This is a genomic window from Pantoea cypripedii (assembly GCF_011395035.1).
GTDB lineage: Bacteria > Pseudomonadota > Gammaproteobacteria > Enterobacterales > Enterobacteriaceae > Pantoea > Pantoea cypripedii_A.
On record NZ_CP024770.1, the window covers coordinates 73,689 to 100,322 of the forward strand.

At 55.8% G+C, this 26,634-nt stretch carries 26 protein-coding genes; 17 read left to right on the plus strand and 9 right to left on the minus strand.

Going from position 1 to position 26,634, the window contains the following annotated elements; translation table 11 throughout:
• Nucleotides 1-4: 4 nt before the first annotated feature.
• Nucleotides 5-817 (minus strand): ABC transporter substrate-binding protein, encoded by an 813-nt coding sequence (locus tag CUN67_RS23650; protein ID WP_208717930.1) that lies wholly within the window; start codon nucleotides 815-817, stop codon nucleotides 5-7.
• Nucleotides 818-1,015: 198 nt separating this feature from the next.
• Between CUN67_RS23650 and CUN67_RS23655 the strand changes: the two genes are divergently transcribed.
• On the plus strand, nucleotides 1,016-2,107 hold the full coding sequence (locus CUN67_RS23655) for a LacI family DNA-binding transcriptional regulator (protein ID WP_208717931.1): 1,092 nt from the start codon (nucleotides 1,016-1,018) through the stop codon (nucleotides 2,105-2,107).
• A 322-nt stretch (nucleotides 2,108-2,429) separates the two neighbouring features.
• Here CUN67_RS23655 and CUN67_RS23660 read toward each other — a convergent pair whose 3' ends face one another.
• Entirely contained in the window at nucleotides 2,430-2,978 is a 549-nt protein-coding gene (locus CUN67_RS23660; protein ID WP_208717932.1) for a DUF2778 domain-containing protein, read from the minus strand.
• A gap of 380 nt (nucleotides 2,979-3,358) precedes the next feature.
• On the opposite strand from CUN67_RS23660, the gene fecI reads away from it, so the two are divergent.
• From fecI to CUN67_RS23700, 8 genes are all read left to right on the plus strand, one after another.
• A complete protein-coding gene (gene fecI, locus CUN67_RS23665; RefSeq protein ID WP_208717933.1) occupies nucleotides 3,359-3,880 on the plus strand; it encodes a ferric citrate uptake sigma factor FecI in 522 nt (173 codons plus the stop codon).
• Nucleotide 3,881: 1 nt separating this feature from the next.
• Nucleotides 3,882-4,835, plus strand: a complete 954-nt coding sequence (gene fecR, locus CUN67_RS23670) for a ferric citrate uptake sigma factor regulator FecR (RefSeq protein ID WP_208717934.1) — start codon at nucleotides 3,882-3,884, stop codon at nucleotides 4,833-4,835.
• An 87-nt stretch (nucleotides 4,836-4,922) separates the two neighbouring features.
• Complete coding sequence (fecA, locus tag CUN67_RS23675; protein ID WP_208717935.1) at nucleotides 4,923-7,262, plus strand: TonB-dependent Fe(3+) dicitrate receptor FecA; 2,340 nt, start codon at nucleotides 4,923-4,925, stop codon at nucleotides 7,260-7,262.
• A gap of 14 nt (nucleotides 7,263-7,276) precedes the next feature.
• Nucleotides 7,277-8,143, plus strand: coding sequence for a Fe(3+) dicitrate ABC transporter substrate-binding protein (locus CUN67_RS23680; protein WP_208717936.1), 867 nt, complete (start codon nucleotides 7,277-7,279; stop codon nucleotides 8,141-8,143).
• Complete coding sequence (gene fecC, locus CUN67_RS23685) at nucleotides 8,140-9,105, plus strand: iron-dicitrate ABC transporter permease FecC (RefSeq protein WP_208717937.1); 966 nt, start codon at nucleotides 8,140-8,142, stop codon at nucleotides 9,103-9,105. The genes CUN67_RS23680 and fecC overlap by 4 nt, the downstream gene beginning before the upstream one ends.
• On the plus strand, nucleotides 9,102-10,061 hold the full coding sequence (gene fecD, locus CUN67_RS23690; RefSeq protein WP_208717938.1) for a Fe(3+) dicitrate ABC transporter permease subunit FecD: 960 nt from the start codon (nucleotides 9,102-9,104) through the stop codon (nucleotides 10,059-10,061). Before fecC ends, fecD begins: the two co-directional genes overlap by 4 nt.
• Nucleotides 10,062-10,835, plus strand: coding sequence for a Fe(3+) dicitrate ABC transporter ATP-binding protein FecE (gene fecE, locus CUN67_RS23695; RefSeq protein ID WP_208717939.1), 774 nt, complete (start codon nucleotides 10,062-10,064; stop codon nucleotides 10,833-10,835).
• A gap of 143 nt (nucleotides 10,836-10,978) precedes the next feature.
• Nucleotides 10,979-12,361 carry a scabin-related ADP-ribosyltransferase gene (locus CUN67_RS23700; RefSeq protein ID WP_208717940.1) on the plus strand — a complete coding sequence of 461 codons (1,383 nt, stop codon included), beginning with the start codon at nucleotides 10,979-10,981 and terminating at the stop codon, nucleotides 12,359-12,361.
• 35 nt (nucleotides 12,362-12,396) lie between these two features.
• On the opposite strand, the gene CUN67_RS23705 is transcribed toward CUN67_RS23700, so the two are convergent.
• The gene (locus CUN67_RS23705) at nucleotides 12,397-13,083 is read right to left on the minus strand and encodes a response regulator (RefSeq protein ID WP_208717941.1); all 687 of its coding nucleotides are present in this window, start codon (nucleotides 13,081-13,083) and stop codon (nucleotides 12,397-12,399) included.
• On the minus strand, nucleotides 13,073-14,710 hold the full coding sequence (locus tag CUN67_RS23710) for an ATP-binding protein (RefSeq protein WP_208717942.1): 1,638 nt from the start codon (nucleotides 14,708-14,710) through the stop codon (nucleotides 13,073-13,075). Before CUN67_RS23710 ends, CUN67_RS23705 begins: the two co-directional genes overlap by 11 nt.
• A gap of 334 nt (nucleotides 14,711-15,044) precedes the next feature.
• Between CUN67_RS23710 and CUN67_RS23715 the strand changes: the two genes are divergently transcribed.
• Genes CUN67_RS23715 through citG form a run of 8 tightly spaced genes read left to right on the plus strand, consistent with a single transcriptional unit; the run spans nucleotide 15,045 to nucleotide 22,400 of the window.
• On the plus strand, nucleotides 15,045-16,415 hold the full coding sequence (locus tag CUN67_RS23715) for a 2-hydroxycarboxylate transporter family protein (RefSeq protein WP_208717943.1): 1,371 nt from the start codon (nucleotides 15,045-15,047) through the stop codon (nucleotides 16,413-16,415).
• Between the two features lie 22 nt (nucleotides 16,416-16,437).
• Nucleotides 16,438-17,301 (plus strand): fumarylacetoacetate hydrolase family protein, encoded by an 864-nt coding sequence (locus CUN67_RS23720; protein WP_208717944.1) that lies wholly within the window; start codon nucleotides 16,438-16,440, stop codon nucleotides 17,299-17,301.
• A gap of 15 nt (nucleotides 17,302-17,316) precedes the next feature.
• Nucleotides 17,317-18,336: a [citrate (pro-3S)-lyase] ligase gene (gene citC / locus CUN67_RS23725; protein ID WP_208717945.1), complete on the plus strand. Its 1,020-nt coding sequence runs from the start codon at nucleotides 17,317-17,319 to the stop codon at nucleotides 18,334-18,336.
• A 17-nt stretch (nucleotides 18,337-18,353) separates the two neighbouring features.
• A complete protein-coding gene (gene citD, locus CUN67_RS23730; RefSeq protein ID WP_208717946.1) occupies nucleotides 18,354-18,647 on the plus strand; it encodes a citrate lyase acyl carrier protein in 294 nt (97 codons plus the stop codon).
• Nucleotides 18,644-19,519 carry a citrate (pro-3S)-lyase subunit beta gene (gene citE, locus CUN67_RS23735; protein ID WP_208717947.1) on the plus strand — a complete coding sequence of 292 codons (876 nt, stop codon included), beginning with the start codon at nucleotides 18,644-18,646 and terminating at the stop codon, nucleotides 19,517-19,519. Before citD ends, citE begins: the two co-directional genes overlap by 4 nt.
• 10 nt (nucleotides 19,520-19,529) lie before the next feature.
• On the plus strand, nucleotides 19,530-21,056 hold the full coding sequence (gene citF / locus CUN67_RS23740; RefSeq protein WP_208717948.1) for a citrate lyase subunit alpha: 1,527 nt from the start codon (nucleotides 19,530-19,532) through the stop codon (nucleotides 21,054-21,056).
• Entirely contained in the window at nucleotides 21,053-21,592 is a 540-nt protein-coding gene (gene citX / locus CUN67_RS23745; protein WP_208717949.1) for a citrate lyase holo-[acyl-carrier protein] synthase, read from the plus strand. The genes citF and citX overlap by 4 nt, the downstream gene beginning before the upstream one ends.
• Complete coding sequence (gene citG, locus CUN67_RS23750; protein WP_208717950.1) at nucleotides 21,570-22,400, plus strand: triphosphoribosyl-dephospho-CoA synthase CitG; 831 nt, start codon at nucleotides 21,570-21,572, stop codon at nucleotides 22,398-22,400. Before citX ends, citG begins: the two co-directional genes overlap by 23 nt.
• Here the strand turns inward: citG and CUN67_RS23755 are convergent, their stop codons facing one another.
• The 5 genes from CUN67_RS23755 to CUN67_RS23775 form a co-directional block, all read right to left on the minus strand.
• A complete protein-coding gene (locus CUN67_RS23755; RefSeq protein WP_208717951.1) occupies nucleotides 22,401-22,946 on the minus strand; it encodes a GNAT family N-acetyltransferase in 546 nt (181 codons plus the stop codon).
• Nucleotides 22,943-24,214, minus strand: coding sequence for a type II toxin-antitoxin system HipA family toxin (locus tag CUN67_RS23760; protein WP_208717952.1), 1,272 nt, complete (start codon nucleotides 24,212-24,214; stop codon nucleotides 22,943-22,945). The genes CUN67_RS23755 and CUN67_RS23760 overlap by 4 nt, the downstream gene beginning before the upstream one ends.
• On the minus strand, nucleotides 24,211-24,525 hold the full coding sequence (locus tag CUN67_RS23765) for a helix-turn-helix domain-containing protein (RefSeq protein ID WP_208717953.1): 315 nt from the start codon (nucleotides 24,523-24,525) through the stop codon (nucleotides 24,211-24,213). The genes CUN67_RS23760 and CUN67_RS23765 overlap by 4 nt, the downstream gene beginning before the upstream one ends.
• 159 nt (nucleotides 24,526-24,684) lie before the next feature.
• Nucleotides 24,685-25,626, minus strand: coding sequence for a threonine ammonia-lyase (locus tag CUN67_RS23770; protein WP_208717954.1), 942 nt, complete (start codon nucleotides 25,624-25,626; stop codon nucleotides 24,685-24,687).
• Complete coding sequence (locus tag CUN67_RS23775; protein WP_208717955.1) at nucleotides 25,623-26,630, minus strand: succinylglutamate desuccinylase/aspartoacylase family protein; 1,008 nt, start codon at nucleotides 26,628-26,630, stop codon at nucleotides 25,623-25,625. Before CUN67_RS23775 ends, CUN67_RS23770 begins: the two co-directional genes overlap by 4 nt.
• Between the last annotated feature and the right edge of the window lie 4 nt (nucleotides 26,631-26,634).

Here is a 26,634-nt window from a genome sequence, read left to right on the forward strand (position 1 = left end):
AGCGTTACTGGCCGTCAGGCAGGTACTGTTTTGGCATCGGTGAACCGGGAAACCATTTCTGGTACAGCTGTTTCCAGGTGCCATCCTGCATGGCCGCTTTGATGGCTTTATCCAGCGCGGCTTTAAACGCCGGTTTGTCTTTGGCGATGGCAACGCCAGCGGGGGCGTTGAAAGAAGGAATATCGGCGGCGGAGACCAGTTTGAAGCGTTCGGCATAGCTTTTCGCCGCTTCATAATCGAGGAACACCGCATCCAGCGTACCGTTATTCATGGCCGATACGGCGGTGTTGTTATCCGGGAAACGCACGATGTCGGTCTGGGTGAAATGCTCGACGGCATAGTTCTCCTGCAACGTTCCCTGGATCACCCCAAGGCGATGTTTTGCCAGCGTTTCAACGTTCGTCACGCCGCTGTCGCTGCGCGTCAGCACTGTCAGATACCCGGCGAGATAACCGGTGGAGAAATCCACGGTTTTTTGCCGTGCCGGGGTGATACCGATCGCTGCCACGCCCGCATCAAACTGGCCGTTGGCGACGGCAGGCAGGATGGCGGAGAAATCCTGTCCGACGAAATCGACCTTGTCGATACCCATCCGGTGGGCGACGTTCTTAAAGAACTCCACATCGAACCCGGTGAACTGCCCGCTGGCGTCGGTGAAGGTATAGGGTTTGGAATCGCCGACGCTGGCGACGCGCAGGTGGCCTGGCGTCAGCAGGCCATAGGGGTTGTCATTACTGGCAGCAAACAATGGAAAGGAAAGCGAACACAGGGCGATGGCAGCGCCGAACAGGGCGTGCAGGTGTTTATGCGATTTCATAGCTCATCCGTTTTTGCAGGTTTAAACATCAGAGACTGTTGAGCCGGGGGATGTAATGTTTTTGAGACCGGTCTCAACGCAGGTGACTTCCTGAGCAACAGTGATTGTGAGACCGGTCTCAGGGAGTTACAATGAGTTTAAGCACACACGTTTTTCAGCGTCAATCTTCCTGTCATCAACCTGTGATTCGAATTAATTATGACCAACCAGAAAGTGCGTTCTAAAGCGCCAACCGTGGCCGATGTCGCGCGAGCAGCAAAAGTATCAAAAGCGCAGGCAGCACGCGCGCTGGGTGGCTATGGCGCGGTGAGCGAAGAAGTGCAGACCCGCGTGACCAGCGCAGCCGCAGCGCTCGGTTATCGCCCCAATGAACTGGCGCGCAGCATGAATACCGGGCGTTCCAACACCATCGGCGTGATCGTTGGCGATATTGAGAACCCGCACTTTGGTCTGGCGCTGCGCGGCATGGCAGACGTCACCCGGCAGGCGGGTTATCAGCTGCTGTTGAGCAACAGCGACGAGAAATGGCAGGCGGAGCAGGACGCGGTGCGGGTGATGCTGGAAAAACAGGTGGATGGCATCATCGTTACCCCTTGTTGTTCGGAGCGGGATAAAAACGCTCACCTGATGCAGATACTGGCGGAAGGTCGCGCATTAAAGTTATTCGATCGTGCCGTTATTGACCTGAATGTTGAAGCGATTTGCTGTGATTTTACCGATGTCGCGCAACAGGCGACGCAGGCATTGATCGCCGCCGGGCATCGTCAGGTGGCATACGTCACCAGCATGATGCTGGCGGGGGAGTTTCAGCAACTGAGCGATTTTGGTCTGACGCCAGTAGCACAGCGCGTTGGTGGCATGATGCGGGCGTTTGCTGCTGCCGGGTTGCCATTTGATCCGACGCTGGTGCAGGTCAATGCTGATGGTGATGATCAAATCCAGCAAATCGTGGCAAGGTTGTGGCAACGTGAGCAGCCGCCTACTGCGCTGATTGCCTCCGACAGCGTAGTGGCGATGTCGTTGTTACGCGAGGTGATGCGCCGTGGTTTGCGTATTCCGCAGCAGCTGTCGTTTGTCATGTACGACAATTTCCCGTGGAGCGAGATCGTATCACCGCCGCTCACGGTGGTGGCGCAGCCGGTATATGAAATGGGACGCGAAGCAGCACGAAGGTTGATTGCGGAAATTCGTGGCGAGGTGCTTGATCCGTTACCCCGGTTCAGCGCGGAACTGATTGAACGTCAGTCGATTGGGGTGATGCCTGCCATCCATGCTGGCACGGATTTGTAGCGGCGCAATTTATTGCGCGCCTTTTGGTCGGGGCACCGCTGAAAACAGCGCGATAAATCGCGCCGCTACATTCATTTAATAAACAGGTTTAAATTACCGGGATTTTAAACGTTTATATTTTATACGTAACAGTTTAATCACTGACAGAATGCCCAAACTTTCTAAAGCAGAAAGAAAAAAGATCATAATTCCATATAAAGCCTCGGGATCTGAAAATCCTTTCTCAAGCGAAAAATTGATAAATGAATCTATATTTCTTTGCAGCGTAACCATGTATAGCTGATAATTGATGACGTGTAATATCATGGTCATAATAAAAAAACTAATGACGTTTCTTAGGTTGCAAACAGACATCCTGTGATACTCCATCTATGACTTCAATGACACCATAAGATTCTAAATTTGTCCCAGGAACTTTCTGGTTACCATAAGTGTAAGTTGTTAGTAATTGACGAATATACAGAAAGTCACTTCGGTACTGAAGTGTAATGCATCCTAATGATATTCCGGCGGGACCAATCGGGTGTAAGCGGAAGTTCCCACGCCTGACATTATCAATGAAGGTATAATCATTCATTATCTGATCTTCCCGATAGAGAGCGAACCATTCAGCATGGATGGTAGGAGCGCTGCTCCACCACGTCAATAAATCTAATGCCAGAGTTTTAAGCACCGTGCCATGTCCGCCAGTAGGACGCTTCACAATATGATATTTTCCTGTAGGCAATGGACCCCTTTCTGGTATAGAGGCACAGGCCGCCCGGTTTCTGTAGACGCCATCACCTGAGAATGCCATAAAATTTCCGAAGCCATGAAGCATTAACGGAGAAAATTTCTCCCCGGTGAGAATAAACTTTCCATTAATAGCCATTAATATCCTCCTGATTAATTTCTGCTATCCATATCGCCTCATTGCGAAGGGTTAACTCTATAACATGCTTATGCGTTAAAGACGACCTTGAATGCTGGGTTTTGCGTAAAAGTTCAAATATATAAAATCGAGAATAACTATGAAGAGGGAAAGGATCTGATTATGGCCAGGTATTTTTACATCGTCCGTAGCGGCGCAATTTATTGCGCGCCTTTTGGTCGGGGCACGACTGCAAACAGCGCGATAAATCGCGCCGCGACGAATCCCTGCGGTTTTGACCAGTTCGGCATAAATTCTGTGCCGTAACTGGAAAGGTTGTAATGATAACTATTCGCAGTTAGTATCATTACACTTTTCACCATTTGACATACTTTGACATCATGTTGCCTGCTGCTGAACCCTCCGCTGCTCCGTCTCTGGCGCTGTTCTATGCCAACAACCATCGCTGGCTCAGGCAATGGCTGACGGGCAAGCTGCGTTCGGCCTTTGATGCGGATGATGTCACTCAGGATACCTTTTTACGGGTGATGTCCGGCGACCATTTGGCCGACATCCGTGATGCCAAATCCTTCCTCTGTACGCTGGCGAAGCGTGTGATGGTGGACCGTTTTCGCCGCAACGCGCTGGAAAAAGCCTACCTGGAATTACTCAGCCAGCTGCCAGAAGCGGTCGCTCCGTCACCGGAAGTGCAGCAAAGCCAGCTGGAAATTCTGCAATTGATCGACCGCATGCTGGACGGGTTGGGATATAAAGCGCGCCAGGCATTTTTGCTGTCGCAGCTGGATAACCTGACCTACGCCGAAATCGCCGCGCAGCTTTCGGTGTCAGTCAGTTCGGTGAAAAAATATATGGCGAAAGCCACCGAGCATTGCCTGCTGTTCCGTCTTGAGCAGGGGCTATGACGTGAGTACGCCGCTGTCGAATTCGCAACGGGAAGCCCTGCGTAGTGCGTCCCACTGGTACGCGGTGCTGAGCGGTGAACGCGTCAGCCCACAGCAGGAATTAAAATGGCAGCGCTGGGTTGATGCGCATCAGGATCATCAATGGGCATGGCAACAGGTGGAGAACCTGCGCCAGCAAATGCAGGGAATGCCGGGAGAGGTCGCCAGCAAAGCGTTGCGTGATTCGCAGATGACGCGCCGCCATGTGCTGAAAGGCTTGCTGCTGGCGGTGGGCGTTGGTGCGGGATGGCAGCTGTGGCGTACCGATTACCTCACCGGATTGCGTGCTGATTACCGCACCGCAACCGGCGAGATCCGGCAGCACCAGCTGGCGGATGGCAGCCTGCTGACACTCGATACCGCTTCGGCGGCCAATGTCACCTTCAGCGCCAGCGAACGGCGCATTGATTTACTCTCCGGCACCCTCGCCATCACCACCGGCAAAGATGGGCAGCAACGTCCGTTGCGGGTCTACACCCGACAGGGACAACTGACGGCACTCGGCACCGTTTTCAGCGTGCAACAACAGGACGACGCTACGCTGCTGCGCGTTAGCCAGCACGCGGTGGCGGTGCGTCTTACTGCCGATCCCCAGCAGCGGGTCACTGTTCAGCAGGGGCAAATGCTGCGTTTCTCTGCCGACCGCTTTGGTGCGATCACCAGCGATGATCATCCTGAGCCTGGCTGGGTTCACGGCTGGCTCAGCGTCAGCGATTGGCCGCTGGGAGAGGTGATTACCCAGCTGGCACGTTATCGTCAGGGTGTGCTGCGTTGCGATCCGGCTGCCGCCAGCCTGCGCGTCAGCGGTACCTTTCCGTTACGCGATAGCGATCAGGCGCTGCACGCGCTGGAACAAACCCTGCCAATCGTGGTGCATCGCGTCACCCGCTACTGGGCCACGGTCCAGCGGCGTTAAATTTTTTTTTCACCGCCATTGTCCCTTTTGCCTCCGTCATACGACTTATCTCTGAAAACCACAAAAATCATAATCTTTGGAGACGTTATGACCGCTTCACGTCCACATGCGCTGCGGGTGTTACCACTGGTGACGGCAATCCGCTTCGGCCTGCTTCCTGCGTTACTTTTCACCTCGGGGATGGTGGTGGCAGCAGCACCTGCCACCGTGCATTACAACATCGCTGCGGGTCCGCTGGACAGCGTGTTAAATCAGTTTGCGGCGACGGCAGGCATTACCTTATCGCTGGATGCCAGCCTGACGCGCGGTAAGCAAAGCGCGGGATTACAGGGCGATTATTCGCTGCATGAAGGTCTGGCGGCACTGTTGCAGGGTTCGCAGCTGGAAGCCAGTGCGCTGGGGGGCAATCTGTGGACGGTAAAACCGCAACCGACAGAGCAAAGTCTGACCGTAGTGGGTGACTGGCTGGGAGAAGCGCGCGAAAGCGACGTGTTTGAACATCCGGGGGCGCGTGACGTGGTCCGCCGTGCCGATTTTGCTAAAAACGGTGCGACCACTATGCGTGAAGTCCTTAACCGTATTCCTGGCGTCAATGCTCCGGAGAACAACGGTACCGGTAGCCATGACCTGGCGATGAATTTCGGCATTCGCGGCCTGAACCCGCGTCTTGCCAGCCGTTCGACGGTATTGATGGATGGTATCCCGGTGCCGTTTGCACCTTACGGCCAGCCGCAGCTGTCGCTGGCACCGATCTCACTCGGCAATATGGATGCGGTGGACGTGGTGCGCGGCGGCGGTGCGGTACGCTATGGGCCACAAAGCGTGGGCGGGGTGGTCAACTTTGTCACCCGCGCGATACCGAAAGATTTTGGTATCGAAGCGGGTGTTGAAGGGCAGCTCAGCCCGACGTCTTCGCAGAATAACCCAAAAGAAACCCATAACCTGCTGGTGGGCGGCACCGCGGATAACGGCTTCGGTAGCGCCATCCTCTACTCAGGCACGCGTGGCAGCGACTGGCGTGAACACAGCGCCACCCGCATCGACGATGTGATGCTGAAAAGCCAGTACGCGCCTGACGAAGTGCATACCTTTACCAGCCTGCTGCAATATTACGACGGTGAAGCGGATATGCCGGGGGGCCTGAGTCGTGCTGATTACGATGCGGACCGCTGGCAGTCGACGCGCCCTGTCGACCGCTTCTGGGGCCGTCGCCAGCTGGCCAGCCTGGGTTATCAGTTCCAGCCGGACCAGCAGCATAAGTTTAATATCCTCGGTTTCTATACCCATACACTGCGCAGCGGCTATCTGGAACAGGGTGCGCGCGTGACGTTGTCACCCCGCGAGTATTGGGTAAGGGGTATCGAGCCGCGCTACAGCCAGAGTTTTAACCTCGGTCCGACCGCCCATGAAGTGGGCGTCGGTTATCGCTATGTCAGCGAATCCGGCCACGAAATGCGTTACTACACCCCGACTGTAAGCGGCGAGTTGCCTTCCACCGCCAGCCCTTACGACCGTGATACCCGTTCCGGTACGGAGGCCCATGCCTGGTATCTGGATGATCGCATCGATATCGGCAACTGGACCATCACGCCGGGGATGCGCTTTGAACACATCGAGTCGTTCCAGCGCAACGCCATTCGCGGCACGCGCCAGGATGTCAGCTACAACGCACCGCTGCCTGCGCTTAACGTGCTGTATCACCTCACCGACAGCTGGAACCTGTATGCCAACACCGAAGGTTCTTTCGGCACCGTGCAGTACAGCCAGATTGGCAAAGCAGTGGAAAGCGGCAACGTTGAGCCGGAAAAAGCCCGTACCTGGGAAGTGGGGACCCGTTATGACGATGGCGCGCTGACGGCAGAAGTCGGCCTGTTCCTGATCAACTTTAATAACCAGTACGACTCGAACCAGACCAACGATACCGTCACCGCGCGCGGAAAGACGCGTCATACCGGGCTGGAAAGCCAGGTACGTTACAACCTTGGAGAACTGACGCCAGCGCTTGAAGAGGTATCGGTTTACGCCAGCTACGCGTATGTGAACGCTGAAATTCGCGAAAAAGGCGACACCTATGGCAATCAGGTGCCGTTCTCACCGCGTCAGAAAGGCACCTTTGGCGTGGATTACCATCCCGGCAGCTGGACTTTTAACCTCAACAGCGAATTCCAGTCGAGCCAGTTCGCCGATAACGCCAACACCGTGCAGGAAAGCGCCGACGGCAGCACCGGTCGCATTCCCGGTTTTATGCTGTGGGGCGCGCGTGCCAGTTATGATTTCGGCCCCCGCCTCGCCAACCTGAACCTCGCTGTGGGGGTGAAGAACCTGTTTGACCAGCCCTATTTCACCCGCTCCTACGACGACAACAACAAAGGCATTTATGCCGGGCAGCCACGTACTTTCTATGTGCAGGGCGCACTGAAATTCTGACAGGAGACATCATCATGCGCGTTCTGTTTTTGCTGCTGGCGTTGATGGGGTCAGCCAGCGCGGTGACGGTGCAGGATCAGCACGGCACTTTTACTCTGGAACAGACACCACAACGGATTGTGGTGCTGGAACTGTCGTTTGCCGATGCACTGGCGGCGGTGGATCTCAGCCCGGTTGGCATTGCCGACGATAACGATCCACAGCGTTTACTGGAGGAGGTGCGGGCGCACCTCCAGCCCTGGCAATCGGTCGGGCTGCGTGGGCAGCCCAGCCTGGAGGCGATCAGCAGCCTGCATCCGGATCTGATCATCGCTGATAGCAGTCGTCATGCCGGTATCTACAACGCGTTGCAGCGCATTGCGCCGGTGCTGCTGCTCAAATCGCGCAATGAAACGTACCAGGAAAATTTGCAGTCTGCGGCCATCATCGGCGAAGTGGTGGGTAAAAAACCAGAGATGGAGCAGCGGCTGGCGTTGCATCGGCAGCGTATAGCCGCCGCCGCTGCACAGCTGCCGCAGGGGACGCGGGTGATGTTTGGCACGTCGCGGGAAAATCAGTTCACGCTGCATTCGCGTGACAGCTACACCGGCGGGGTGCTGAGTGCGCTGGGGTTGCAGGTGACGGAGCCGATTAACGGTGCGGCGATGACGCCGATCGGCCTGGAGACTCTGCTGGCGCAGAACCCCGACTGGCTGCTGGTGGCGCATTATCGCCAGGAAAGCATTGTGAAGCGCTGGCAGGCCGATCCGCTGTGGGCGATGTTGAAAGTCGCACAGCAACATCATGTCCGCGAAGTTGACAGCAACAGCTGGGCGCGCATGCGCGGCTTGTTTGCAGCGGAAAAAATTTCGCGTGACGCTGTCACGTTATTCACCCAATGATACGTTGGTTAATCAGCGTGGCGCTGCTGATCAGTGCCTTCTGGTTCAGCCTGACCAGCTTCTCTGCGGTGCCGATCGCGCCGCAGTCCGCCCTGCATGCGTTATGGCCGGGACAGCCGCAAAATATCGGCGAAGCACTGGTGTTTAATCTGCGATTGCCGCGCGCGCTGGTGGCAGTGCTGCTGGGTGCTGCACTGGCGCTGGCTGGCGGCTTGTTACAGGCGTTGACGCATAATCCGCTGGCTTCGCCGTCGGTACTGGGCATCAACAGCGGTGCGGCATTAGCGATCGCGCTGGTGTCGGCTTTTGCTCCGGTGAAACTGGAAGGCTATCCACTGGCATTAATTGCCGCCGGTGGCGGCGGCCTGAGCTGGGTTTGCGTGACGCTGGCGGCACGCACCCATGACCGGCAGCGGCTGATCCTCGCCGGTATCGCGTTATCGGCATTCTGCATGGCGATGACGCGTATCGTATTGCTGCTGGCGGAGGATCACGCTTACGGCATTCTGACCTGGCTGGCAGGGGGAATTGCCCAGGTGCGCTGGCAGGAGGTGTGGCAGTTGCTGCCGGTCATGGCCGTGATCGTCCCGCTGGTGCTGACCCAGACGCGCGCCCTGAACCTGCTGAGCATGGGTGACAGCGCGGCGCATAGCCTCGGCGTGAATATCGTTGTGCTGCGCGTTGGACTGAGCATTGCGTTGTTGCTGCTGGTGGGCGCGTGCGTCAGCGTGGCCGGGCCGCTGGGCTTTATTGGCCTGCTGGTGCCGCATCTGGCGCGAGCGTGGATCGGCCACGATCTGCGAGTCATGTTGCCGATGGCGATGTTGCTCGGCGCAACCCTGCTGCTGATCGCCGATATTGCTGCCCGCGCGCTGGGCTGGCCCGGAGAACTGCCTGCCGGGGTGGTGCTGGCGCTGGTGGGCGCTCCCTGCTTTGTCTGGCTGGCAAGGAGGCAGCGATGATACCTGCGCGTTATCTGCTGCCGCTGATGTTGTTTGGGCTGGCGGTCGGCATGATTATCAGCCTGAAACTGGGTGTGCAGTCATTCTCCTGGTCAACGTTGTGGTCGGCGTGGCAACCCGCTAATGAGGCGCATTTTGTGGTGATGGAATACCGTCTGCCACGGGTGGTGCTGGCGCTGCTGGTGGGAGCGGCGCTGGCGGTGTCCGGCGTGCTGGTGCAGGGGGTGATCCGCAACCCGCTGGCATCGCCCGATATCCTCGGCGTCAATCATGCCGCCAGCCTGGCCTCGCTGGTGGCACTGCTGTTATTTCCCGCTTTTCCGCTGGGAGGGTTGCCGCTGGTGTCATTTGCCGGGGGTTGCTTTGCGCTGGGGTTGCTGCGCTGGCTGACCGGTACTTCGTCGCCGTTGCGGCTGGCAGTAGTGGGGGTGGCACTCGCCGCCTGTTTTGCCAGCGTCACCGATTATCTGTTGCTGTCGCGTCCGCAGGACATCAACACCGCGTTGCTATGGCTGACGGGCAGCCTGTGGGGACGTGACTGGCAGATGGTGCTACTGGCGTTACCGCTTCCGATTTTGCTGCTTATCAGCCTGTGTTTTTGCCGCGATCTCGACCTGCTGGCGCTGGGAGATGAGCGTGCGGCAACCCTCGGGGTTTCTTTGCGCCATTTTCAGCGCGGCGTGCTGCTGATCGGCGTGGCACTGGCCGCGCTGGCGGTGGCGGTATGCGGGCCAATCAGTTTTATCAGCCTGGTGGTGCCACATCTGGCACGTCGTCTGGTGGGGGGATGTCATGCCCGCCTGTTGCCGTTTTCCGCTTTACTTGGGGCGCTGGTGTTACTGCTGGCCGATATGCTGGCGCGCACCCTGTCTCCGCCGATGGAGCTGCCCGCCGGTGTCATCACCGCGCTGATCGGCGCTCCGTGGTTTTTCTGGCTGTTAATCAGGACACGATAGATGCAACTGAGGGTTGAGAATCTGGCTGCGGGCTACGCCGGGAAACGCGTGCTTCAGGACGTGAGCGTGAGCTTTGCCGCCGGGCAAATCACCGCGCTGCTTGGGCCAAATGGCTGCGGCAAATCGACGCTGTTAAAAACGCTGGCGCGCCTGCTGACACCCACTGCGGGACAGCTGTTTATCGGTGGTCAGCCATTGGCGCGTTTTTCCTCACGTCAGCTGGCCCGGCATCTGGCGTTGTTGCCACAGCAACATCTGACGCCGGAAGGGGTGAGCGTGGCGGAGTTGGTGGCTTATGGTCGTCATCCCTGGTTACCGCTGTGGGGGCGATTGTCGGCACAGGACAAAGATCAGGTGCAGGCCGCAATGGCACGGATGGGCATCGCTCAACTGGCGCAGCAGCGCGTCAGCGATTTATCGGGCGGCCAGCGGCAGCGGGTGTTTCTGGCGATGCTGCTGGCGCAGGATACGCCGGTCATCCTGCTGGATGAACCCACCACCTGGCTGGACATCAATCATCAGATCGAGCTGATGAAGCTGATGGGGGAGCTGAAGGCGCAGGGCAAAACCGTGGTGACCGTGTTGCACGACCTCAATCAGGCCAGCCGCTATTGTGATCGGCTGGTGCTGCTGGCAGAAGGCACATTGGTCACCGAGGGGACGCCCGCGCAGGTGTTACAACCTGAGGTCCTTAAACGCGTATTTCAGGTCAATGTGGCGGTGGTGCCGGAACCGGTGAGCGGGGCATTGATATGTGTTCATCATGATGATTAGCACCATCACCTTTATCGCTGCCTGTGAAATCGCGGAAATTAATTTGCAAAATGATTTAAGACAATGATTTTCCTCTGAATATCGAATATCTTATCGCATGGAAGTCGATGGAAATTAACACCTCAAATCAGAATGTTTTTTAAATGGAAATTAAAAACATGTCAAAAAAAACACTGCTTATTATCTCTTCTTTATTGTCGCCAACGTCAGTAGCCTATGCATTGGATACCTCTGGTTATTACCCTGACTGCCGGGAGAATATTAATTTCTCCCGGGCATCAGAGAAAGAGCCGGAATTGGTATGGAGGAATGAAAATAATACGCTATGGCGTGGCGATACGAATAATGAAGGATTAGACGCATTCAAAAATGGGATGCGACCTAAAGGGGTAACGCGAGAATACCCTGAGGCAGAACGCGATCATGACTGGCGTTGCCATAAAGAAGATTCATTTCGTTCAGTTTTCGTCAGTACTACAGAAAATTTGAAAACTGCAATTAACTTTGTCGATCTGTACCATCCGCAAAAAGAAGGCTGGGTCTATGAAATTCATGCGCCTGGTGGAATAAATCAGCAGCTATCCATTGGCGGGGCTGCCGGGACTTATGAAGCAGAGATCTCTTTTCCTGGTGGCGTAAAAGGAAAATTTATTAAGCAGGCATGTTATTACATTAAGAGACAGCTTCAGCGCTGTGAGGATAACCCCGACTTTCAGGAACCTTCATGGAAAGAAAGCCCGGAAGAAGTGGCCGCCGCAGTCACCAGTCTTACCAGGGTGGTTCCCAAAGGCCACTGCGAAACGACAGATGAAACAGTCACGATGCCCGCCGAGCTATGTCCGTTGCCGGATATGGCCACCACGCAGTATTTCCAGGAAGGGAATATCCTGGCGAAAGAGGGCATGTATATTCATTATGATGTATCCGATCGTGGGCCGGAAAAACCTGAACGATGGATTTTATTAATGAGCGGAGACAAAAAATCAGACTCCAGTCATATTGCAGTTAATATCCCGATTACAGCCAGCATGCCGGATACAGGCAATGTTTATGTTTCTCCCGACAAATTTTCATCACCGGCTTATCCCTGGCAAAAGAGATTTCAGCGATGGTCGCTGGGTGTGGCACACGCCGGGGATAATAATCAGATCTCAGGGCCTGTATCTTACTTGCATACAAACTATTTTCCGGTAAAGGGGGATGTTCTGCTGGATGAAATGGCATCAAATGCAATAACTTCAGAAGATGCTGAGAAAGGGGTTCGCGTCACGGTTAGCGCTCCTGTGGACCGTGATTCGTGGCTCTTTACTCAGATAAAAAATCCGGTGACAGGGCAGTGGGGTCTGTTTGGCGGCTATCAGAAAATAAAGGCCGGGGCCAGTAAAACGCTGGACGCAAAAATCATCCGCAGCTGGCACCCGGAGGGCGGTATTTTTCGTATCGGTTTATCGGAGAGCGTGAATACCCCTGGGGATGTCAAACCGCTGGGTAACACGCCTTATATCGAGGTGACGGACAAACCGTAACGCATGGGTAAGGCGTGACGCCTGTCACGCCTTGTTTACCCGCCCCAGCGATACATCCTTCTCGGATGTCCAATCTTGCCGTACTGCATTTCTACTGCCAGAAAGCCTGCATCCACGCAGTGCTCCAGATAGCGTCGAACGGTGGTTTTACTCAGCCCGGTTTCGCTCACCACTTCATCCACAGAAAAACAGCGTTGTGCCTGGGCAAACAGGTTTTGCACCAGCGCCAGTGTCTTCTCTTCAATACCTTTGTTGTTGTTATTCTGACGGTAATTTTTCGCCTGAAGTTGATAGAGCGAATCGACGTTCTGTTGATCGACAATCTTCCATACACGCTGCTGTTCGGCAAACTGCACAAAACGTTCCAGCGACTGGCTCAAACGCTTCCAGGAAACCGGCTTGAGAATATAGTCGAAGGCACCATTGCGGATCGCCTGGCTACAGGTGTCCATATCGCTGGCGGCAGTGATGAAAATCACCGAACAGTTCGCGCGCATTACCAGCGGGTCGCCAATCAGCGTGATGCCTTTACCATCCGGCAGATAATTGTCGAGCAACACTAATTGTGGCTGCTTGCTGTTCAGTAAGCTCTGGGCTTCTGCGAGTGACGAGGCAACCCCCACCAGCCGCAGGCAGGGATGTTCACTGATCAGTTCGGCATGCAACTGCGCCAGCGTGTTTTCATCTTCAACAATCAATACGTCTATCAGTTCAGGTTGCATAATACGGTTCTTCCAGCGTGGATACGGGACGCGCCTGGTCGCCCGTTTCAGGAATAAATAAGGAAAAAATCGTGCCGTGCGGTGCATTGGCGGAAACTTCAATCGACCCGCCCACCTGCGTGACATAGCTGGCGATTAAATACAGGCCGATACCATGATCGCCACTGCGTTTGGTGGTGATCCCGCGTTCAAAAATATGCTCGCGGATGGCCGGGTCGATACCGATACCCCGATCCGCCACTTCAATGATCAGCTCCCGCTCGTTCAGCAGGATCAGCACCTCCACCGGTTCGTGCGGCAGCGGGGAACGCTGTGTCGCCTCGATGGCGTTATCCAGCAGGTTGCCGATGATCGAGATCAGCTCGGCTTCTCCCAGCATGCGGCAGGGTCGCTCCAGCTGGCACAGCGGATCAAACGCCAACTCCACGCCTTTTTCACGTGCGCGTGCCGCTTTGCCTAACAACAGACCGCACAGGGTGGGTGAGTTAAAACGCGCAGAGATAAAGTCCAGCAGCTCCTGGGCATGTTCTGACTGGGCCTGAATGTAGCGCACTGCTTCGTCGTAACGTCCCATATGCAGCAGGCCGGAGAGCGTGGTCATACGGTTTAACTGTTCATGGCGCATAATGCGCAGGTTATCGACATAGCGTTTCACCTGGCTGAGTTGCGCACTGAGGCTGTCGATCTCGTTGCGATCGCGAAAGGTGATCACCCAACCCTGCAATTCATCCTCCAGCATTATCCGTACCCGGCTGGCGAGTACCGTTAACTGATTGAAGCGACAAATCTCGTCGTGGGTATCGTGTTCCAGAATCACTTCACGGGTGAAAAACGGTACCGGGGCAATCACTTCGCTGATGGTATGGCCACGCAGCATGCGGGTTGGCTGGCTCAAACCTAACAGTTTACGGGCCGCCTGGTTGATCACCTCGATGCGTAACTCGCTGTCGATCGCAATCACCCCTTCATAGATGGATTCCATCATCGCTTTCTGCTGACGCACCAGCAGGCCAATTTCCCGTGGCTCCAGCGAGAAAATCTGTTTTTTAATCCCGCTGGTGAAAAACCACGAAAAGACAAACAGCGCGGCCAGCAGCAACACTGCCGCGATGAAGATATTGATCACTTTACTCAGCGTAATGGTGTCGAGATAGCTGGTGAGATAACCCACCGAGATAATACCGATCACCTGATGGTTATCGTCAAATATCGGCGCTTTACTGCGCAGGGAAACGCCCAGGCCTCCCTTACGAATGGTGGTGGTGCTGATGCCGCGCAATACCGCATCATTGTCGCCACCGACCAGCTTTTTACCGACCACCTCGCCGTGCACAGAATGAAATAGATGAATCCCCTTATTATCGCCCACCACAATAAAGCTGGCATCGGTATGCAACACCACCTGATGCATAAACTGATTAATCGCCGGAATATCTTTTTCCGCTACCGCTTTCCGTAAATTAGGAATAATCGCGATCTCTTCCGCCTGTATTTTTGCCCGGGTGCTCATTTCCTGATAAAGCTGTCGGCTGACATCCTGGTAATAATAAATGCCGAGCAGAACAAAAAGACCGGAAAAGAACAGAACCAGAGAAATAAAAAGTTTGATTTGGAAGGATAGCTTCATAACGGCACGCACCACAGCCAGTAAAATGTCAATGTACCATTTTTTATCATCATTGCGCGTAGTTTACTGGAAACTTGTGATCCCTTGCACAGCAGGAGGTTGTGCAAAAAATGACATGTTAAATACTCATTTTGGGAAATGTTATTAACTTGTACTCCTGGATATAAAAACCATAAAAACCACGCAAATAATTAAGGTGTAAATCACAGAAAATAAAAGAAACCATAAAAACCATAGGTGCCATTAAAACTCCGCTTTTATTATGCTTTTCCTCACATAACCTGCGCCATTAACGCTTTACCCTGAGGGCACAAAATAACCAAGGGGCTTAATTATGAGCACAACTGACGATTCGTTTTCTGTTACCTCGGAATCACTGGCGATTCAAAAAAAATCACTCAAGGACCGGTGGTGGCATATTATGGACACCTGGAAAATCGGTATCATTCCATTGCCATTATTCCTGCTGGCCGGTGCGTTAATTGCTGTCGATTGTCTGGGTGGAAAACTCCCCAGCGATATCGTGGTGATGGTCGCGACGCTGGCGTTTTTCGGTTTTGCCTGCGGTGAATTTGGTAAACGTCTGCCGATTGTTGGCAAACTGGGTGCCGCAGCGATTTGCGCCACTTTCATCCCGTCGGCCATGGTCTACTATGGCCTGCTGCCAGACGTGGTAGTGGAATCCACCACCAAATTCTACAAATCCACCAACATCCTTTATCTGTATATCTGCTGCATTATTGTCGGAAGCATCATGAGCATGAATCGCACCACCCTGATTCAGGGCTTCCTGCGTATTTTCTTCCCGATGTTGTGCGGTGAAATTGTTGGCATGATAGTCGGCATGGGCGTTGGCCTGATGCTCGGCATGGAACCGTTCCAGATCTTCTTCTTTATCATTCTGCCGATCATGGCCGGTGGTGTGGGTGAAGGTGCAATTCCGCTGTCGATTGGTTACGCCACCTTGCTGCATATGGACCAGGGCGTGGCGCTTGGCCGTGTCCTGCCGATGGTGATGCTGGGCGGCCTGACCGCGATCATCATCTCCGGCTGCCTCAACCAGCTCGGTAAACGTTACCCGCATCTGACCGGTGAAGGCCAGCTGATGCCGAACCGCGCCAATAGCGACGAGACAGCGCCAGCGACGCCTGCAGGTAAAACCGGGTTGACCACCGACGTGACCACCATTGCCGCAGGTGCGCTGCTGGCAGTGCTGCTGTACATGATCGGGATGCTCGGCCACAAACTGATTGGCCTGCCGGCCCCGGTTGGCATGCTGTTTGTCGCGGTGCTGATCAAACTGGCGCACGGTGTGTCGCCGCGCCTGCTGGAAGGTTCGCAGGTGGTCTACAAATTCTTCCAGACCTCCGTTACCTATCCCATCCTGTTTGCTGTGGGTGTGGCGATTACGCCGTGGGAAGAACTGGTCCATGCCTTCACCATCAATAATCTGCTGGTCATCGTCAGCACCGTGTCTGCACTGGTCGCCACCGGCTTCTTCGTGGGTAAAAAGATCGGTATGCATCCTATCGATGTCGCCATCGTTTCCTGCTGCCAGAGCGGTCAAGGTGGGACAGGGGACGTTGCCATCCTCACCGCGGGTAACCGCATGAGCCTGATGCCATTTGCCCAGATTGCGACCCGTATTGGCGGTGCGATCAACGTATCGGTGTCGCTGCTTATCCTCGGCAATTTCCTCAGCTGATACATGTAGGACGGAAACGAATATGAAACTTGCAAGCTTTGTCCACCAGGGAAAGCGTAGCTACGGCATCGTCAGCGATGAGGGGGTGATCGATTTGGGTCGTCGTCTTGGCGACCGCTACGCGGATTTAAAATCGCTACTTGCGGCTGACGCGCTGCATGAAGCACAGCAGCTGAGCAGTGAAACACCGGATCTGCGCTTCGACGATCTTGAATTGTTACCGGTGATTGATAACCCCGGCAAAATCCTCTGCGTTGGCATGAATTACGCCGAAAAACGCAAAGAGTTCGATCAGCACAACCCGGCACCGACGCTGTTTGTGCGTTTTGCCGATTCGCAAACCGCGCATAACGCGCCGGTACTGAAACCGCGTCACTCCAGCGAGTTTGACTATGAAGGCGAGCTGGCGGTGATTATCGGTCTGAGCGGTGAGGATATCGCGCGCGAAGATGCGCTGAACCATGTGGCGGGCTACAGCTGTTATATGGATGGTTCCGCGCGTGACTGGCAGCACACCTGGTTTACCGCCGGAAAAAACTGGCGTCAGACCGGGGCATTTGGTCCGTGGATGACCACCGCAGATGAAATCCCGGATCCACACCGGCTGGCGATCCGTACCTGGCTGAATGGTCGTATGGTGCAGGATGACAACACCGCCAGCATGATCCACAAAGTCGCCGAACTTATTGAGTACATCAGTACCTTCACCTGTCTGCATGCCGGTGACGTGATCATCACCGGCTCGCCGGGTGGTGTGGGTAAGAAACGCAATCCGCCGCTGTTTATGCAGGCAGGCGATCGCATCGAAGTAGAGATCGAAAATATCGGTCACCTCAGCAATGTGATTATGGATGCGCCAGCTCATGTGCTGACGGCGACACACTGAGGCGCAGGCAGGATTATGCAACCACGACCCTCCATCGACTTCCGCATTGCGGAAGTCAGCGGTAACCCGCGGCGGCGCGAGACCATTCGCACCCTGCTCGCGGATAGCGGATTAGGTATGGATAGCGATATCAGTACCTTCGTTGAAGCCTGGTCGGGCGAGCGGCTGGTGGGCTGCGCTGGCCTGGCCGCTAATGTCATCAAATGTGTCGCTATCGATGAGCAGTGGCGCGGCGAAAATCTCAGCGCGCAACTGCTGGCAGAAGTTGAGCACCTGGCGCTGGCACGCGGGCATTTTCATCTGTTTCTGTGTACGCGCCCCTGTAACCGGGAGCGATTCCAGCACAACGGCTTCTGGCCAGTGGTGCAGAGCGGCGAGAACGCCATTCTGATGGAGAACACCCCCTCAGGCATCCAGCGCTATTGTCGTTCATTGCAGGCCAGCCGTGTTGCCGGGCAACGTGTTGGCGCGATCGTGATGAACGCCAATCCTTTCACGCTGGGACACCGTTATCTGGTGGAACAGGCGGCCGCCCGCTGCGACTGGCTGCATCTGTTCGTGGTGCGGGAAGACGCCTCATTCTTCCCCTTCAGCGCCCGCCTGCACATGGTGCAGTCCGGTGTTGCCCATCTGCCTAATATCACCGTGCATGAAGGTTCTCAGTACATCATCTCCCGCGCCACCTTTCCGGCCTATTTCCTGAAAGAGACCGGCAAGGTACAGCAGGCATGGAGTGAGATCGACCTGCTGTTGTTCCGCAACCACATTGCCCCGGCACTGGGCATTACCCATCGCTTTATTGGCAGCGAACCTTTTTGCGAGATTACCCGCCAGTACAACCTCAGCATGCATCAGCTGCTGGCCGACGCGGTGGCGGTGGTGGAAATCCCCCGCATCAAAGCGACGGGCAGTGCCATTTCGGCCTCAGAAGTGCGGCGATTACTGAAAACACACCAGTTTTCCCGAATTCGGGAAATTGTACCGGATACCACTTTCGCGCATCTTACAGCCCATTACAGCGCGGAAGTCGCTTAAAAATCAGGAATATAAATATGAAAATTGTGAGGGAGGCGCTGGCAGGAACGATGGAGTCCAGCGACCTGATGGTAAAAATAGCCCCCAGCGGGGGTGACCTGGAAGTGGTGATTCACAGCGAGGTGATGAAGCAATTTGGCGATCAGATCCGCCAGGTGGTACACGCCACCTTGCGGCAAATGCAGGTCTGGCAGGGTTTGATCATTATTGAGGACAAGGGTGCGCTGGATTGCGTGATCCGCGCCCGGCTGCAAAGCGCCGTACTGCGCGCTTCTGAAGAGGCGGAGATTGACTGGGGGAAACTGCAATGAAAAAACTACGTCGTAGCATGCTGTTCCTGCCGGGTGCCAATGCCGCCATGCTCTCCACCGCCTTTATTTATCGACCTGATTCAATCATGTTCGATCTGGAAGACGCGGTCGCGCTCAGGGAAAAAGATACCGCCCGTTTGCTGGTATTCCATGCGTTGCAGCATCCGATGTACCAGGACATTGAAACGGTGGTGCGTATCAACCCGCTGAATACGCCGTTTGGTTTACCGGATCTGGAGGCGGTGGTGCGTGCCGGGGTTGATGTGGTGCGCCTGCCGAAAACCGACACCCCGGAAGATATCTATGAACTGGAGCGCCACCTCGAACGGATTGAACTGGCCTGTGGACGTCCGATAGGTTCCACGCGCGTGATGGCGGCGATTGAGTCTGCCATTGGCGTGATTAACGCGGTGGCGATTGCGCGCAGCTCCCAGCGTCTGATCGGCATCGCGCTGGCGGCGTTCGACTATGTGATGGATATGCAAACCGAACGTGGTGACGGCACCGAATTGTTCTATGCACGCTGCGCCGTGCTGCATGCCGCCCGCGCTACCGGCATCGATGCCTTTGATGTGGTGTGGTCAGACGTTAACGATGAAGCCGGTTTCCTGCGCGAAGTGGAGCTGATCCGCAAAATGGGTTTTAACGGTAAGTCGCTGATCAACCCACGTCAGATTGATCTGCTGCATAACGCCTATGCCCCCACCCAGCAGGAAGTGGACCACGCTGAACGCGTGATCGAAGCGGCAGAAGAGGGCAACCGCAATGGCCTTGGCGTGGTGTCGCTGAACGGCAAAATGATCGACGCCCCCATTATTAATCATGCGCAGATGGTGCTGGAACGTGCGGCTGCGTCCGGCGTGCGTCGTTAAGGACAAAACCATGAACCAGACTGAACTTCTTCACGTTAATTTCCCGCATCTGCGTGAGTTAAAACCTTTTGAAAGTGCCCATGAGGCCACACCGTGGCTGGCAGATATCCATGCGAAACACTGCCGTAAATTGTGCGCCTCGCTGGATGACGCCATCGCGCGCAGCGGTTTGCAGGACGGCATGACCATTTCCTTCCATCACGCCTTCCGCGAAGGTGACCAGGTCATCAACAATGTAGTGGCGGCGCTGGCGCGTCTTGGATTTAAAAACCTGACGCTGGCCTCCAGTTCGCTGATGACCTGCAATGATGCGCTGATCGAGCATATCCAGAGCGGCGTTATTACGCGCATCTTTACTTCCGGTATGCGCGGCAAACTGGCGGAGGCCATTTCCCATGGACTGATGACCGAGCCGGTACAGATCCACTCCCACGGTGGCCGGGTGAAACTGTTGCAGGATGGCGAACTCAGTATTGATGTCGCTTTTCTTGGCGTGCCATGCAGCGATGAGTTTGGTAACGCCAATGGCACCGAGGGTCGATCCGCCTGTGGTTCGCTCGGTTATGCGATGGTTGATGCGCGCTTCGCGAAAAAAGTGGTGCTGCTGACGGAAGAACTGGTGCCGTTTCCCAATATGCCCGCCAGCCTCGGACAGGAGCAGGTGGATTTGATTGTCCAGGTTGCCAGCGTGGGCGATCCGGCAAAAATCAGCGTGGGAGCGGCGCGCGTCACCAGTAATCCGCGTGAACTGATGATTGCCCGCTATGCCGCCGATGTGATCGAACATTCCGGTTATTTCCGCGATGGTTTCTCGATGCAGACCGGTTCAGGCGCTGCCGCCACGGCGGCGACGCGTTTTATGGAAGAAAAAATGGCGCGGCATGGGGTCAAAGCGCGCTTTGCTCTTGGCGGCATCACCGGCAGCCTGGTCGATCTGCACGAAAAAGGACTGATCGATAAATTACTCGATACCCAGTGCTTTGACAGCGAGGCGGCAGCGTCGTTGCGGCGTAACCCGAACCATGTGGAAATCTCTACCGATGTTTATGCCAACCCCGGCGGGAAAGCGGCCAGTTGCGATCAGCTGGATGTGGTGATTCTCAGCGCGCTGGAAATTGACGTCGATTTTAACGTCAACGTGATTACCGGCTCCGATGGCGTGATGCGTGGCGCATCCGGCGGCCACTGCGATGTAGCTGCTGCGGCAAATCTGACGATAGTGGTCGCGCCGTTACTGCGCAGCCGTATCCCCACGGTGGTAAAACGCGTCACCACCCGGCTGACACCCGGCGAGAGCATTGATGTGCTGGTGACGGATCACGGCATCGCCGTGAATCCTGCGCGTCCGGAAATCCGTGAGCGACTGCTGGCGGCGGGGATGAAATTGGTCGATATCACAGCACTTTATCAGCGTGCGGTTGCCCTGACCGGTGAGCCAAAACCGATCGCCTTTACCGACCGTATCGTCGGGGTGATCCGCTATCGCGACGGTAGTGTGATTGACGTTGTCCGGCAGGTGAAGGAGGAAGATCTATGACGACTATGGTGCCCGTGCAAGCGGGCGTCAGTCTTGAAGCGCTGCTGGCGGCAAAAGAGGCTCGCGCGGCGCGTCAGACTGACTGGCTGACTCGCTATCAACAACCTATCATTTCACTGACTCTGGTGACGCCGGGTGCGGTGAAAGACAGTATCCGTTACCGCAACACCATGGGGGTGGCATTGCAGGCCTGTGATCAACTGCTGTGGCGGCATCGCTGGCCGGTGATGGCCCACCAGGTACTGTGGCTGGAAACCGGCCCGGAAGCGTTGTGGTGCGTGGAACATCCGGCAGTGGAAATCAAGGCGCAGTGCATCGAACTGGAACAGACTTTCCCGCTTGGCCGGCTGTGGGATTTTGACGTGTTTTGTCCGCAGCAGGGACAGATTGGGCGGCAGTCGCTGGATTTACACACCCGCCGTTGTCTGGTGTGCGATGAACCGGCGCATGCTTGCGCCCGTTCGCGTCGCCATTCGCCGGAAGAGGTGGTGTCTCGTGTGGAGAACATGATTGATGGCTGGTTTGCTCGCGATTAAAACTGCAACCCCAGACGTGCCCGAGCTTGCGGCACGGGCGTTGCGTATCGAACTGGATCTTACCCCCAAACCGGGCCTGGTGGATTGGGCCAATAGTGGTTCGCACCAGGACATGGATCATGCCCTGATGTTAACCAGCATTGCGACAATCACACCCTGGCTGACGGTTTTTTCCCGCTTAGGATGGGAGCATGCACAACAACCCGCCGCTGAACAGTTGTGCCTGCTGCGTCCGGCGGGCATGGCCTGCGAGCAAGCCATGCTGGAAGCGACGGGCGGGGTGAATACACACAAAGGGGGGATCTTCTCCCTTGGACTGCTGTGTTTCGCCGCCGGGCGTTTGCAGGGGCAGAGACGCAGGGTGAGCGCTGATGCCCTTTGTCGTCAGGTCAGTGATATTTGCGGTGGGCTGGTGGCGCGTGAACTGGGCAACCGCAGGCAGTGGTGCACTGCCGGGGAACGGCAATTTCGTGAATATGGTCTGACGGGCGCGCGCGGCGAGGTGGAGAGCGGTTTTGCCACAGTACGCAACGCGGTGCTGCCGTTCTGGCACCGGGAGCAGGGCGAACGCCAGCTGCAACATGCCTTGCTGCGTCTGATGGCGTCTAACCCGGACAGCAATCTGGTGTCGCGTGGTGGCATAGACGGGTTACGCTATGTCCAGGATTATGCAGCGACGCTGCTGGCAGCCGGGTGGGATAACGCAGCGTTGCGGCAGATGGATCGGGCGTTGATGGCGCGGCGCTTAAGCCCGGGCGGCAGTGCTGATTTGCTGGCCGTGGCCTGGCTGCTGGCGGCGCTTGAGTAATCAGGGAGAGGGCCGGTAATCCTCGCGCGGCAAAGCAAACAGCCAGTCGCTGTGCCACGTATTTCTCAGCCAGTAGCTTTCTGGCACTTCTTTTTCGAGGACAAAACCTGCTTTCTCCAGCAAACGACGGGAAGGGATATTTCCGGCGGTGACGGTGGCGACCAGACGCGCGATTCCCCCGGCACCAAAAGCATAATCGCAAACGGCCTGCAACGATTCCCGGGCGTATCCCTTGCCTTGTGCTTCGGGTACGAACAGAAAGCCGACTTCGGCGCAATCATTGTCCTGCCGGATATATCCGGTAACGCCAAGTCTCGTGCCGGTTTCCCGCTCCCGAACCACCAGGCATAGCCAGTGCTGGCTTTGCGGCGTCCAGACTGGTAACCGCGCCGCAAAAGCTGCACGAATGTCCTCTGCGGGTCTGGCATCGGCAACGTAAAATTGCACCTCCGGTGAGACCAGCAGACGGTGCCAGAACGCCCAGTCGTCTTCCTCTATCTGTGAACAGAGGAGCCGGGGGGTGGTTAACTGCAATCTTTGTGTCATGCGTCCAGCGCCCGAATGTTAGCCTGTATTTTTTCTGCGCTGGTTTTGATCACACTGGCTGGAATGGCATCACCCAATTCCTTTGCCACCGTAACAAAGCATGCAGCCACATCAGTCACTTCCTGAATGATCAGGTTAAGATTTTTGGCGGAAATATCTGCCGATGCGGCGGCCTTTAATAAGGCTTTACGATTGATGTTTCTGCCGTAACCGGCCACGGCCGTCTGATGCTGGCCGCCAGGTCCCATTTGTAAGGTCAGGTCATAGGCAGGCGAAACCTGCCACTCTGCGTTTTGATTAAGGATAAAAGCAAAGTTTTTGGCGTGGTCGTCCTGATTATTCATGATGACGTTGAACACCATCCTGCGCGCCTGGATCTCCCGCTCTCGCACTGAGCGGGTAATCATGCCTGTCGCCTGGAGTATGTCACTGTAATCAAGGCAGGGCAGCCGGAAATCCGCCTGGAGTGCACCGGCCATACTTAGCACGGGTACCCGCATACCCGCCACGCGATCAAAACGCTTCACGCCGAAAGCAGATAAACCTGCCCCGAGATCGAACCACTGGCTGTCAGGAAAATCGATGCCAGCGAGGCGCGCCATGCGTGCATACACCTCTTCAAGTGCACATACCCAGGTCTCTTCCTGCGCAGCGGGAAATTTTATCAACCAGGGATGACTGCCAGCGAACGGTGTTGAAGCAATATGCCCAGTGACCGGATTCAATTCGACCAGCACTTTTGGCCGTGCACCATGGGGTGACCCGCCAAGTCGTACCAGCTCTGGTAATACGTCGGAGTGTTGACCTGCGACTTCAATCTGAATTTCCTGAGCCAGGATCGCCAGATCATCGATATTTTGTTGGTATTTATCCTGCTCAGGCATGTTGAGCAGTGGTCGGTAGGTCAGTGCCCCCATGGTGTTGTTGCCCAGCATCGCCAGGCGATCAAGAGCCGATAACGCGGCAGGTTCGATATTATTACGGCGCAGCAGGCGGTCCAGCAGTAAACGACCCCATCCATCCGGCAATGAATCGGCGATAAAGCCAGGGACACCTTCCTGATGACGTTCAAAGTCGGCATAGGTGGTGCTGTCCGTTGGATGCAGTAGCGGAGAAAATTCAATGCCGCGCTGAATGCTCTCCTGTGAATATTCAAACAGCCACTGGCCGCGACCACTGGCCGCAGCCAGAATACCCAGCGGCCATTCTTCTCCCCATCCCTGATAAATCACTTCAAGCCGCTGAAGAGGTTGATACTGACCTGTCATTTTCCTTTCACCTTCCGTTGTGTTGCGCGTTGCCGGGTGGGTTCCCTGAGTGCCTCAACCTGGGCGATGCTGAGCGCTGGGGTGGAAAATAGCTGGGTCATCTCTTTTTCCAGTCGCAGGGCAAACACCACTTTCATAAAATTTTCCAGGGTGGCTTTACCGTCGTTTTCCAGATTTTTCAGCGCAGAAACCGAGATGCCCGCTTTTTCTGCCAGTTCCTTTTGCAGCATATTACGGCGCAGGCGTTGGTGTTTTAACCGTTGCCCAAGCTCGGACAATAGCTTTGCTTCAGAATAGAGATTAAGGGACATATATAAAGCTCCTGGTGCCTTTTTACTGACATAAGGGTTTTATTTATGGCTTTTATTATAACACAGGAGAGTGAAAGGAGTGATGGTGATTTAATGGTCTTAAATAAAGCCCTTAATGGCATTTTTCGACAATAAGAGCTTCAAATAAGTCTTTTAATTCTACATGCCGTTGGTGCCGCTACCGCACAGTACCACAGCGATTTTCTCATCGGGTTTGCAGGCAAACAGCTGGCGGGTGACTGCCGCGACTGCGGTGGCGGCACCCAGCTCAATCGCCAGGCCGGTTGCCGCCCAGACTTCACGGGCCGAGGCCTCCACCTGATCTTCCGGCACCAGCACGATTTCGTCGACATACTGCTCCACCAGCGCAAAATTGATGGCTTCCGTCGAACGCGCCGCGAGGATTGGCACAATGGTTTTGACCTGTTCCAGCTTGACGATGTGCTGCTGCTGACGGCAGGTCCACATCATCGGACAGCCCGCTGCCTCCACGCCAATGATACGAATGCCGGGCTTCAGCAACTTCGCCGCCTGTGCCACTCCGGCAATCAGACCACCACCGCCAATCGACACCACCAGCGTGTCCACTTCGGGCCACTGTTCGAGTATCTCCAGCGCCATGGTGCCCTGGCCGATAATCACGTCACGGTCGGCATAGGGATGAAGCAGCGCGCCCCCCGTTTCCTCAATGCGGGCACCTGCCGCATCCCAGCTCTGGTCCCAGAAATCGCCTTCCACTGTCAATTTGGCACCGTAACTTGCGATGCGCTGACGCGTCAGTTCGGTGCTGGTGTTCATCACGAAAACATCCGTCGGGAGTTCAAGTTGCTGACCAACCCAGGCAACGGCCGCACCGAAGTTACCGCCCGATGCAGTGGCCAGTCCCTGATTGCGTACCGTTAGTGGCAGGTTGAGCACGCGATTAAACGCGCCGCGAGCTTTAAAAGAACCGGTAACCTGTGAACACTCTGCTTTCAGGCGCAGCTCGATACCCGGCACCGGTTGCCAGGGTGCGGCCTCCACCAGTGGCGTTTTGCGCACCCAGGGGCGAACACGGTCCAGTGCGGCCTGGTAGTCATTCAGGGTGATTTTTTCGCTCATGCCTGCTCCTTCGGGTTCAGGTCCTGCACCAGCACCGCCAGACTGTTACCCTGCGCGGTAGCACCAAAGGTGCGTTGTGAATAGATACATCCCCCCTGGGGGAAATGCACCGCCTGGGGTTGTGCGTGTGGTTCTGTCAGGCGATGCAGCCAACCCGCCAGCTCGCCTGCGCTTACTTCATCACCGATATCATGTAACGGCTCAAACCAGCCGTCTCCGGGAGAGAGCAGGTTGCCGCCAGCAGGGATAAATACCTGGCGTGATGGCTCTGCGGGAACCACTTCCGCGCTGATCACCCCCAGATGATTGAGTACGCGCGTTACCGCAGCGCGGGTACGCCGGACACCGTGCGGGGAAACACTGCCGTTCCAGCCCATTTCTGCCGCAATCGCCGGTAAACCCAGATTGGCGGCGGCACCACAGCTGGTACGGGGATCCCCCATATTGTTGGTGACCACCGTCAGCGTGGCACCAAAGGCCCGCGCCATCGCTTCACTGCGTTCACGCACCTGCGGATCGAGTTCTTCGGTGACCACCACCTGCGCACTTTCCTCGATAAACAGTGAGCTGCCGCCGCTGTGCAGATCGATATAGAAATCACACAGCGGGAAGATAGTCTCGTGGATCCAGGCGGCAATTTGCTCGGTCGGCGTGCCCCACGGGTTACCGGGGAACACGCGCGCCAGATTTTTGTTGTCAAGCGGGCTGACGCGCATTGAGGCGCGTAGCGCCGGGGTATTGGCGCAGGGCAGCAGGATCAGACGTCCCTGTACCTGGTCCGGCGTCAGGTTGCGGATCAGCTCATTAATAATGATCGGTCCTTCATACTCGTCGCCGTGAATACCGCCGGTGATCAGTACTGTCGGGCCGCTGCCATTGGCGATCACCGTCAGCGGCATGGCAATGGTGCCCCAGGCATCGGTATGCGCCGACAGGGGCAGGTGGGCGAAACCTACCTGCTTACCCTGGCGATGAAAATCGATTTCACTAAATACTGTGGACATGCCG

What these genes read in the sequence shown, in the direction of transcription:
- CUN67_RS23650 (WP_208717930.1), bottom strand. Translation starts at nt 817, where the DNA reads ATGAAATCGCATAAACACCTGCACGCCCTGTTCGGCGCTGCCATCGCC.
- CUN67_RS23655 (WP_208717931.1), top strand. Translation starts at nt 1,016, where the DNA reads ATGACCAACCAGAAAGTGCGTTCTAAAGCGCCAACCGTGGCCGATGTC.
- CUN67_RS23660 (WP_208717932.1), bottom strand. Translation starts at nt 2,978, where the DNA reads ATGGCTATTAATGGAAAGTTTATTCTCACCGGGGAGAAATTTTCTCCG.
- fecI (WP_208717933.1), top strand. Translation starts at nt 3,359, where the DNA reads ATGTTGCCTGCTGCTGAACCCTCCGCTGCTCCGTCTCTGGCGCTGTTC.
- fecA (WP_208717935.1), top strand. Translation starts at nt 4,923, where the DNA reads ATGACCGCTTCACGTCCACATGCGCTGCGGGTGTTACCACTGGTGACG.
- CUN67_RS23680 (WP_208717936.1), top strand. Translation starts at nt 7,277, where the DNA reads ATGCGCGTTCTGTTTTTGCTGCTGGCGTTGATGGGGTCAGCCAGCGCG.
- fecC (WP_208717937.1), top strand. Translation starts at nt 8,140, where the DNA reads ATGATACGTTGGTTAATCAGCGTGGCGCTGCTGATCAGTGCCTTCTGG.
- fecD (WP_208717938.1), top strand. Translation starts at nt 9,102, where the DNA reads ATGATACCTGCGCGTTATCTGCTGCCGCTGATGTTGTTTGGGCTGGCG.
- fecE (WP_208717939.1), top strand. Translation starts at nt 10,062, where the DNA reads ATGCAACTGAGGGTTGAGAATCTGGCTGCGGGCTACGCCGGGAAACGC.
- CUN67_RS23700 (WP_208717940.1), top strand. Translation starts at nt 10,979, where the DNA reads ATGGAAATTAAAAACATGTCAAAAAAAACACTGCTTATTATCTCTTCT.
- CUN67_RS23705 (WP_208717941.1), bottom strand. Translation starts at nt 13,083, where the DNA reads ATGCAACCTGAACTGATAGACGTATTGATTGTTGAAGATGAAAACACG.
- CUN67_RS23710 (WP_208717942.1), bottom strand. Translation starts at nt 14,710, where the DNA reads ATGAAGCTATCCTTCCAAATCAAACTTTTTATTTCTCTGGTTCTGTTC.
- CUN67_RS23715 (WP_208717943.1), top strand. Translation starts at nt 15,045, where the DNA reads ATGAGCACAACTGACGATTCGTTTTCTGTTACCTCGGAATCACTGGCG.
- CUN67_RS23720 (WP_208717944.1), top strand. Translation starts at nt 16,438, where the DNA reads ATGAAACTTGCAAGCTTTGTCCACCAGGGAAAGCGTAGCTACGGCATC.
- citC (WP_208717945.1), top strand. Translation starts at nt 17,317, where the DNA reads ATGCAACCACGACCCTCCATCGACTTCCGCATTGCGGAAGTCAGCGGT.
- citD (WP_208717946.1), top strand. Translation starts at nt 18,354, where the DNA reads ATGAAAATTGTGAGGGAGGCGCTGGCAGGAACGATGGAGTCCAGCGAC.
- citE (WP_208717947.1), top strand. Translation starts at nt 18,644, where the DNA reads ATGAAAAAACTACGTCGTAGCATGCTGTTCCTGCCGGGTGCCAATGCC.
- citF (WP_208717948.1), top strand. Translation starts at nt 19,530, where the DNA reads ATGAACCAGACTGAACTTCTTCACGTTAATTTCCCGCATCTGCGTGAG.
- citX (WP_208717949.1), top strand. Translation starts at nt 21,053, where the DNA reads ATGACGACTATGGTGCCCGTGCAAGCGGGCGTCAGTCTTGAAGCGCTG.
- citG (WP_208717950.1), top strand. Translation starts at nt 21,570, where the DNA reads ATGGCTGGTTTGCTCGCGATTAAAACTGCAACCCCAGACGTGCCCGAG.
- CUN67_RS23755 (WP_208717951.1), bottom strand. Translation starts at nt 22,946, where the DNA reads ATGACACAAAGATTGCAGTTAACCACCCCCCGGCTCCTCTGTTCACAG.
- CUN67_RS23760 (WP_208717952.1), bottom strand. Translation starts at nt 24,214, where the DNA reads ATGACAGGTCAGTATCAACCTCTTCAGCGGCTTGAAGTGATTTATCAG.
- CUN67_RS23765 (WP_208717953.1), bottom strand. Translation starts at nt 24,525, where the DNA reads ATGTCCCTTAATCTCTATTCTGAAGCAAAGCTATTGTCCGAGCTTGGG.
- CUN67_RS23770 (WP_208717954.1), bottom strand. Translation starts at nt 25,626, where the DNA reads ATGAGCGAAAAAATCACCCTGAATGACTACCAGGCCGCACTGGACCGT.
- CUN67_RS23775 (WP_208717955.1), bottom strand. Translation starts at nt 26,630, where the DNA reads ATGTCCACAGTATTTAGTGAAATCGATTTTCATCGCCAGGGTAAGCAG.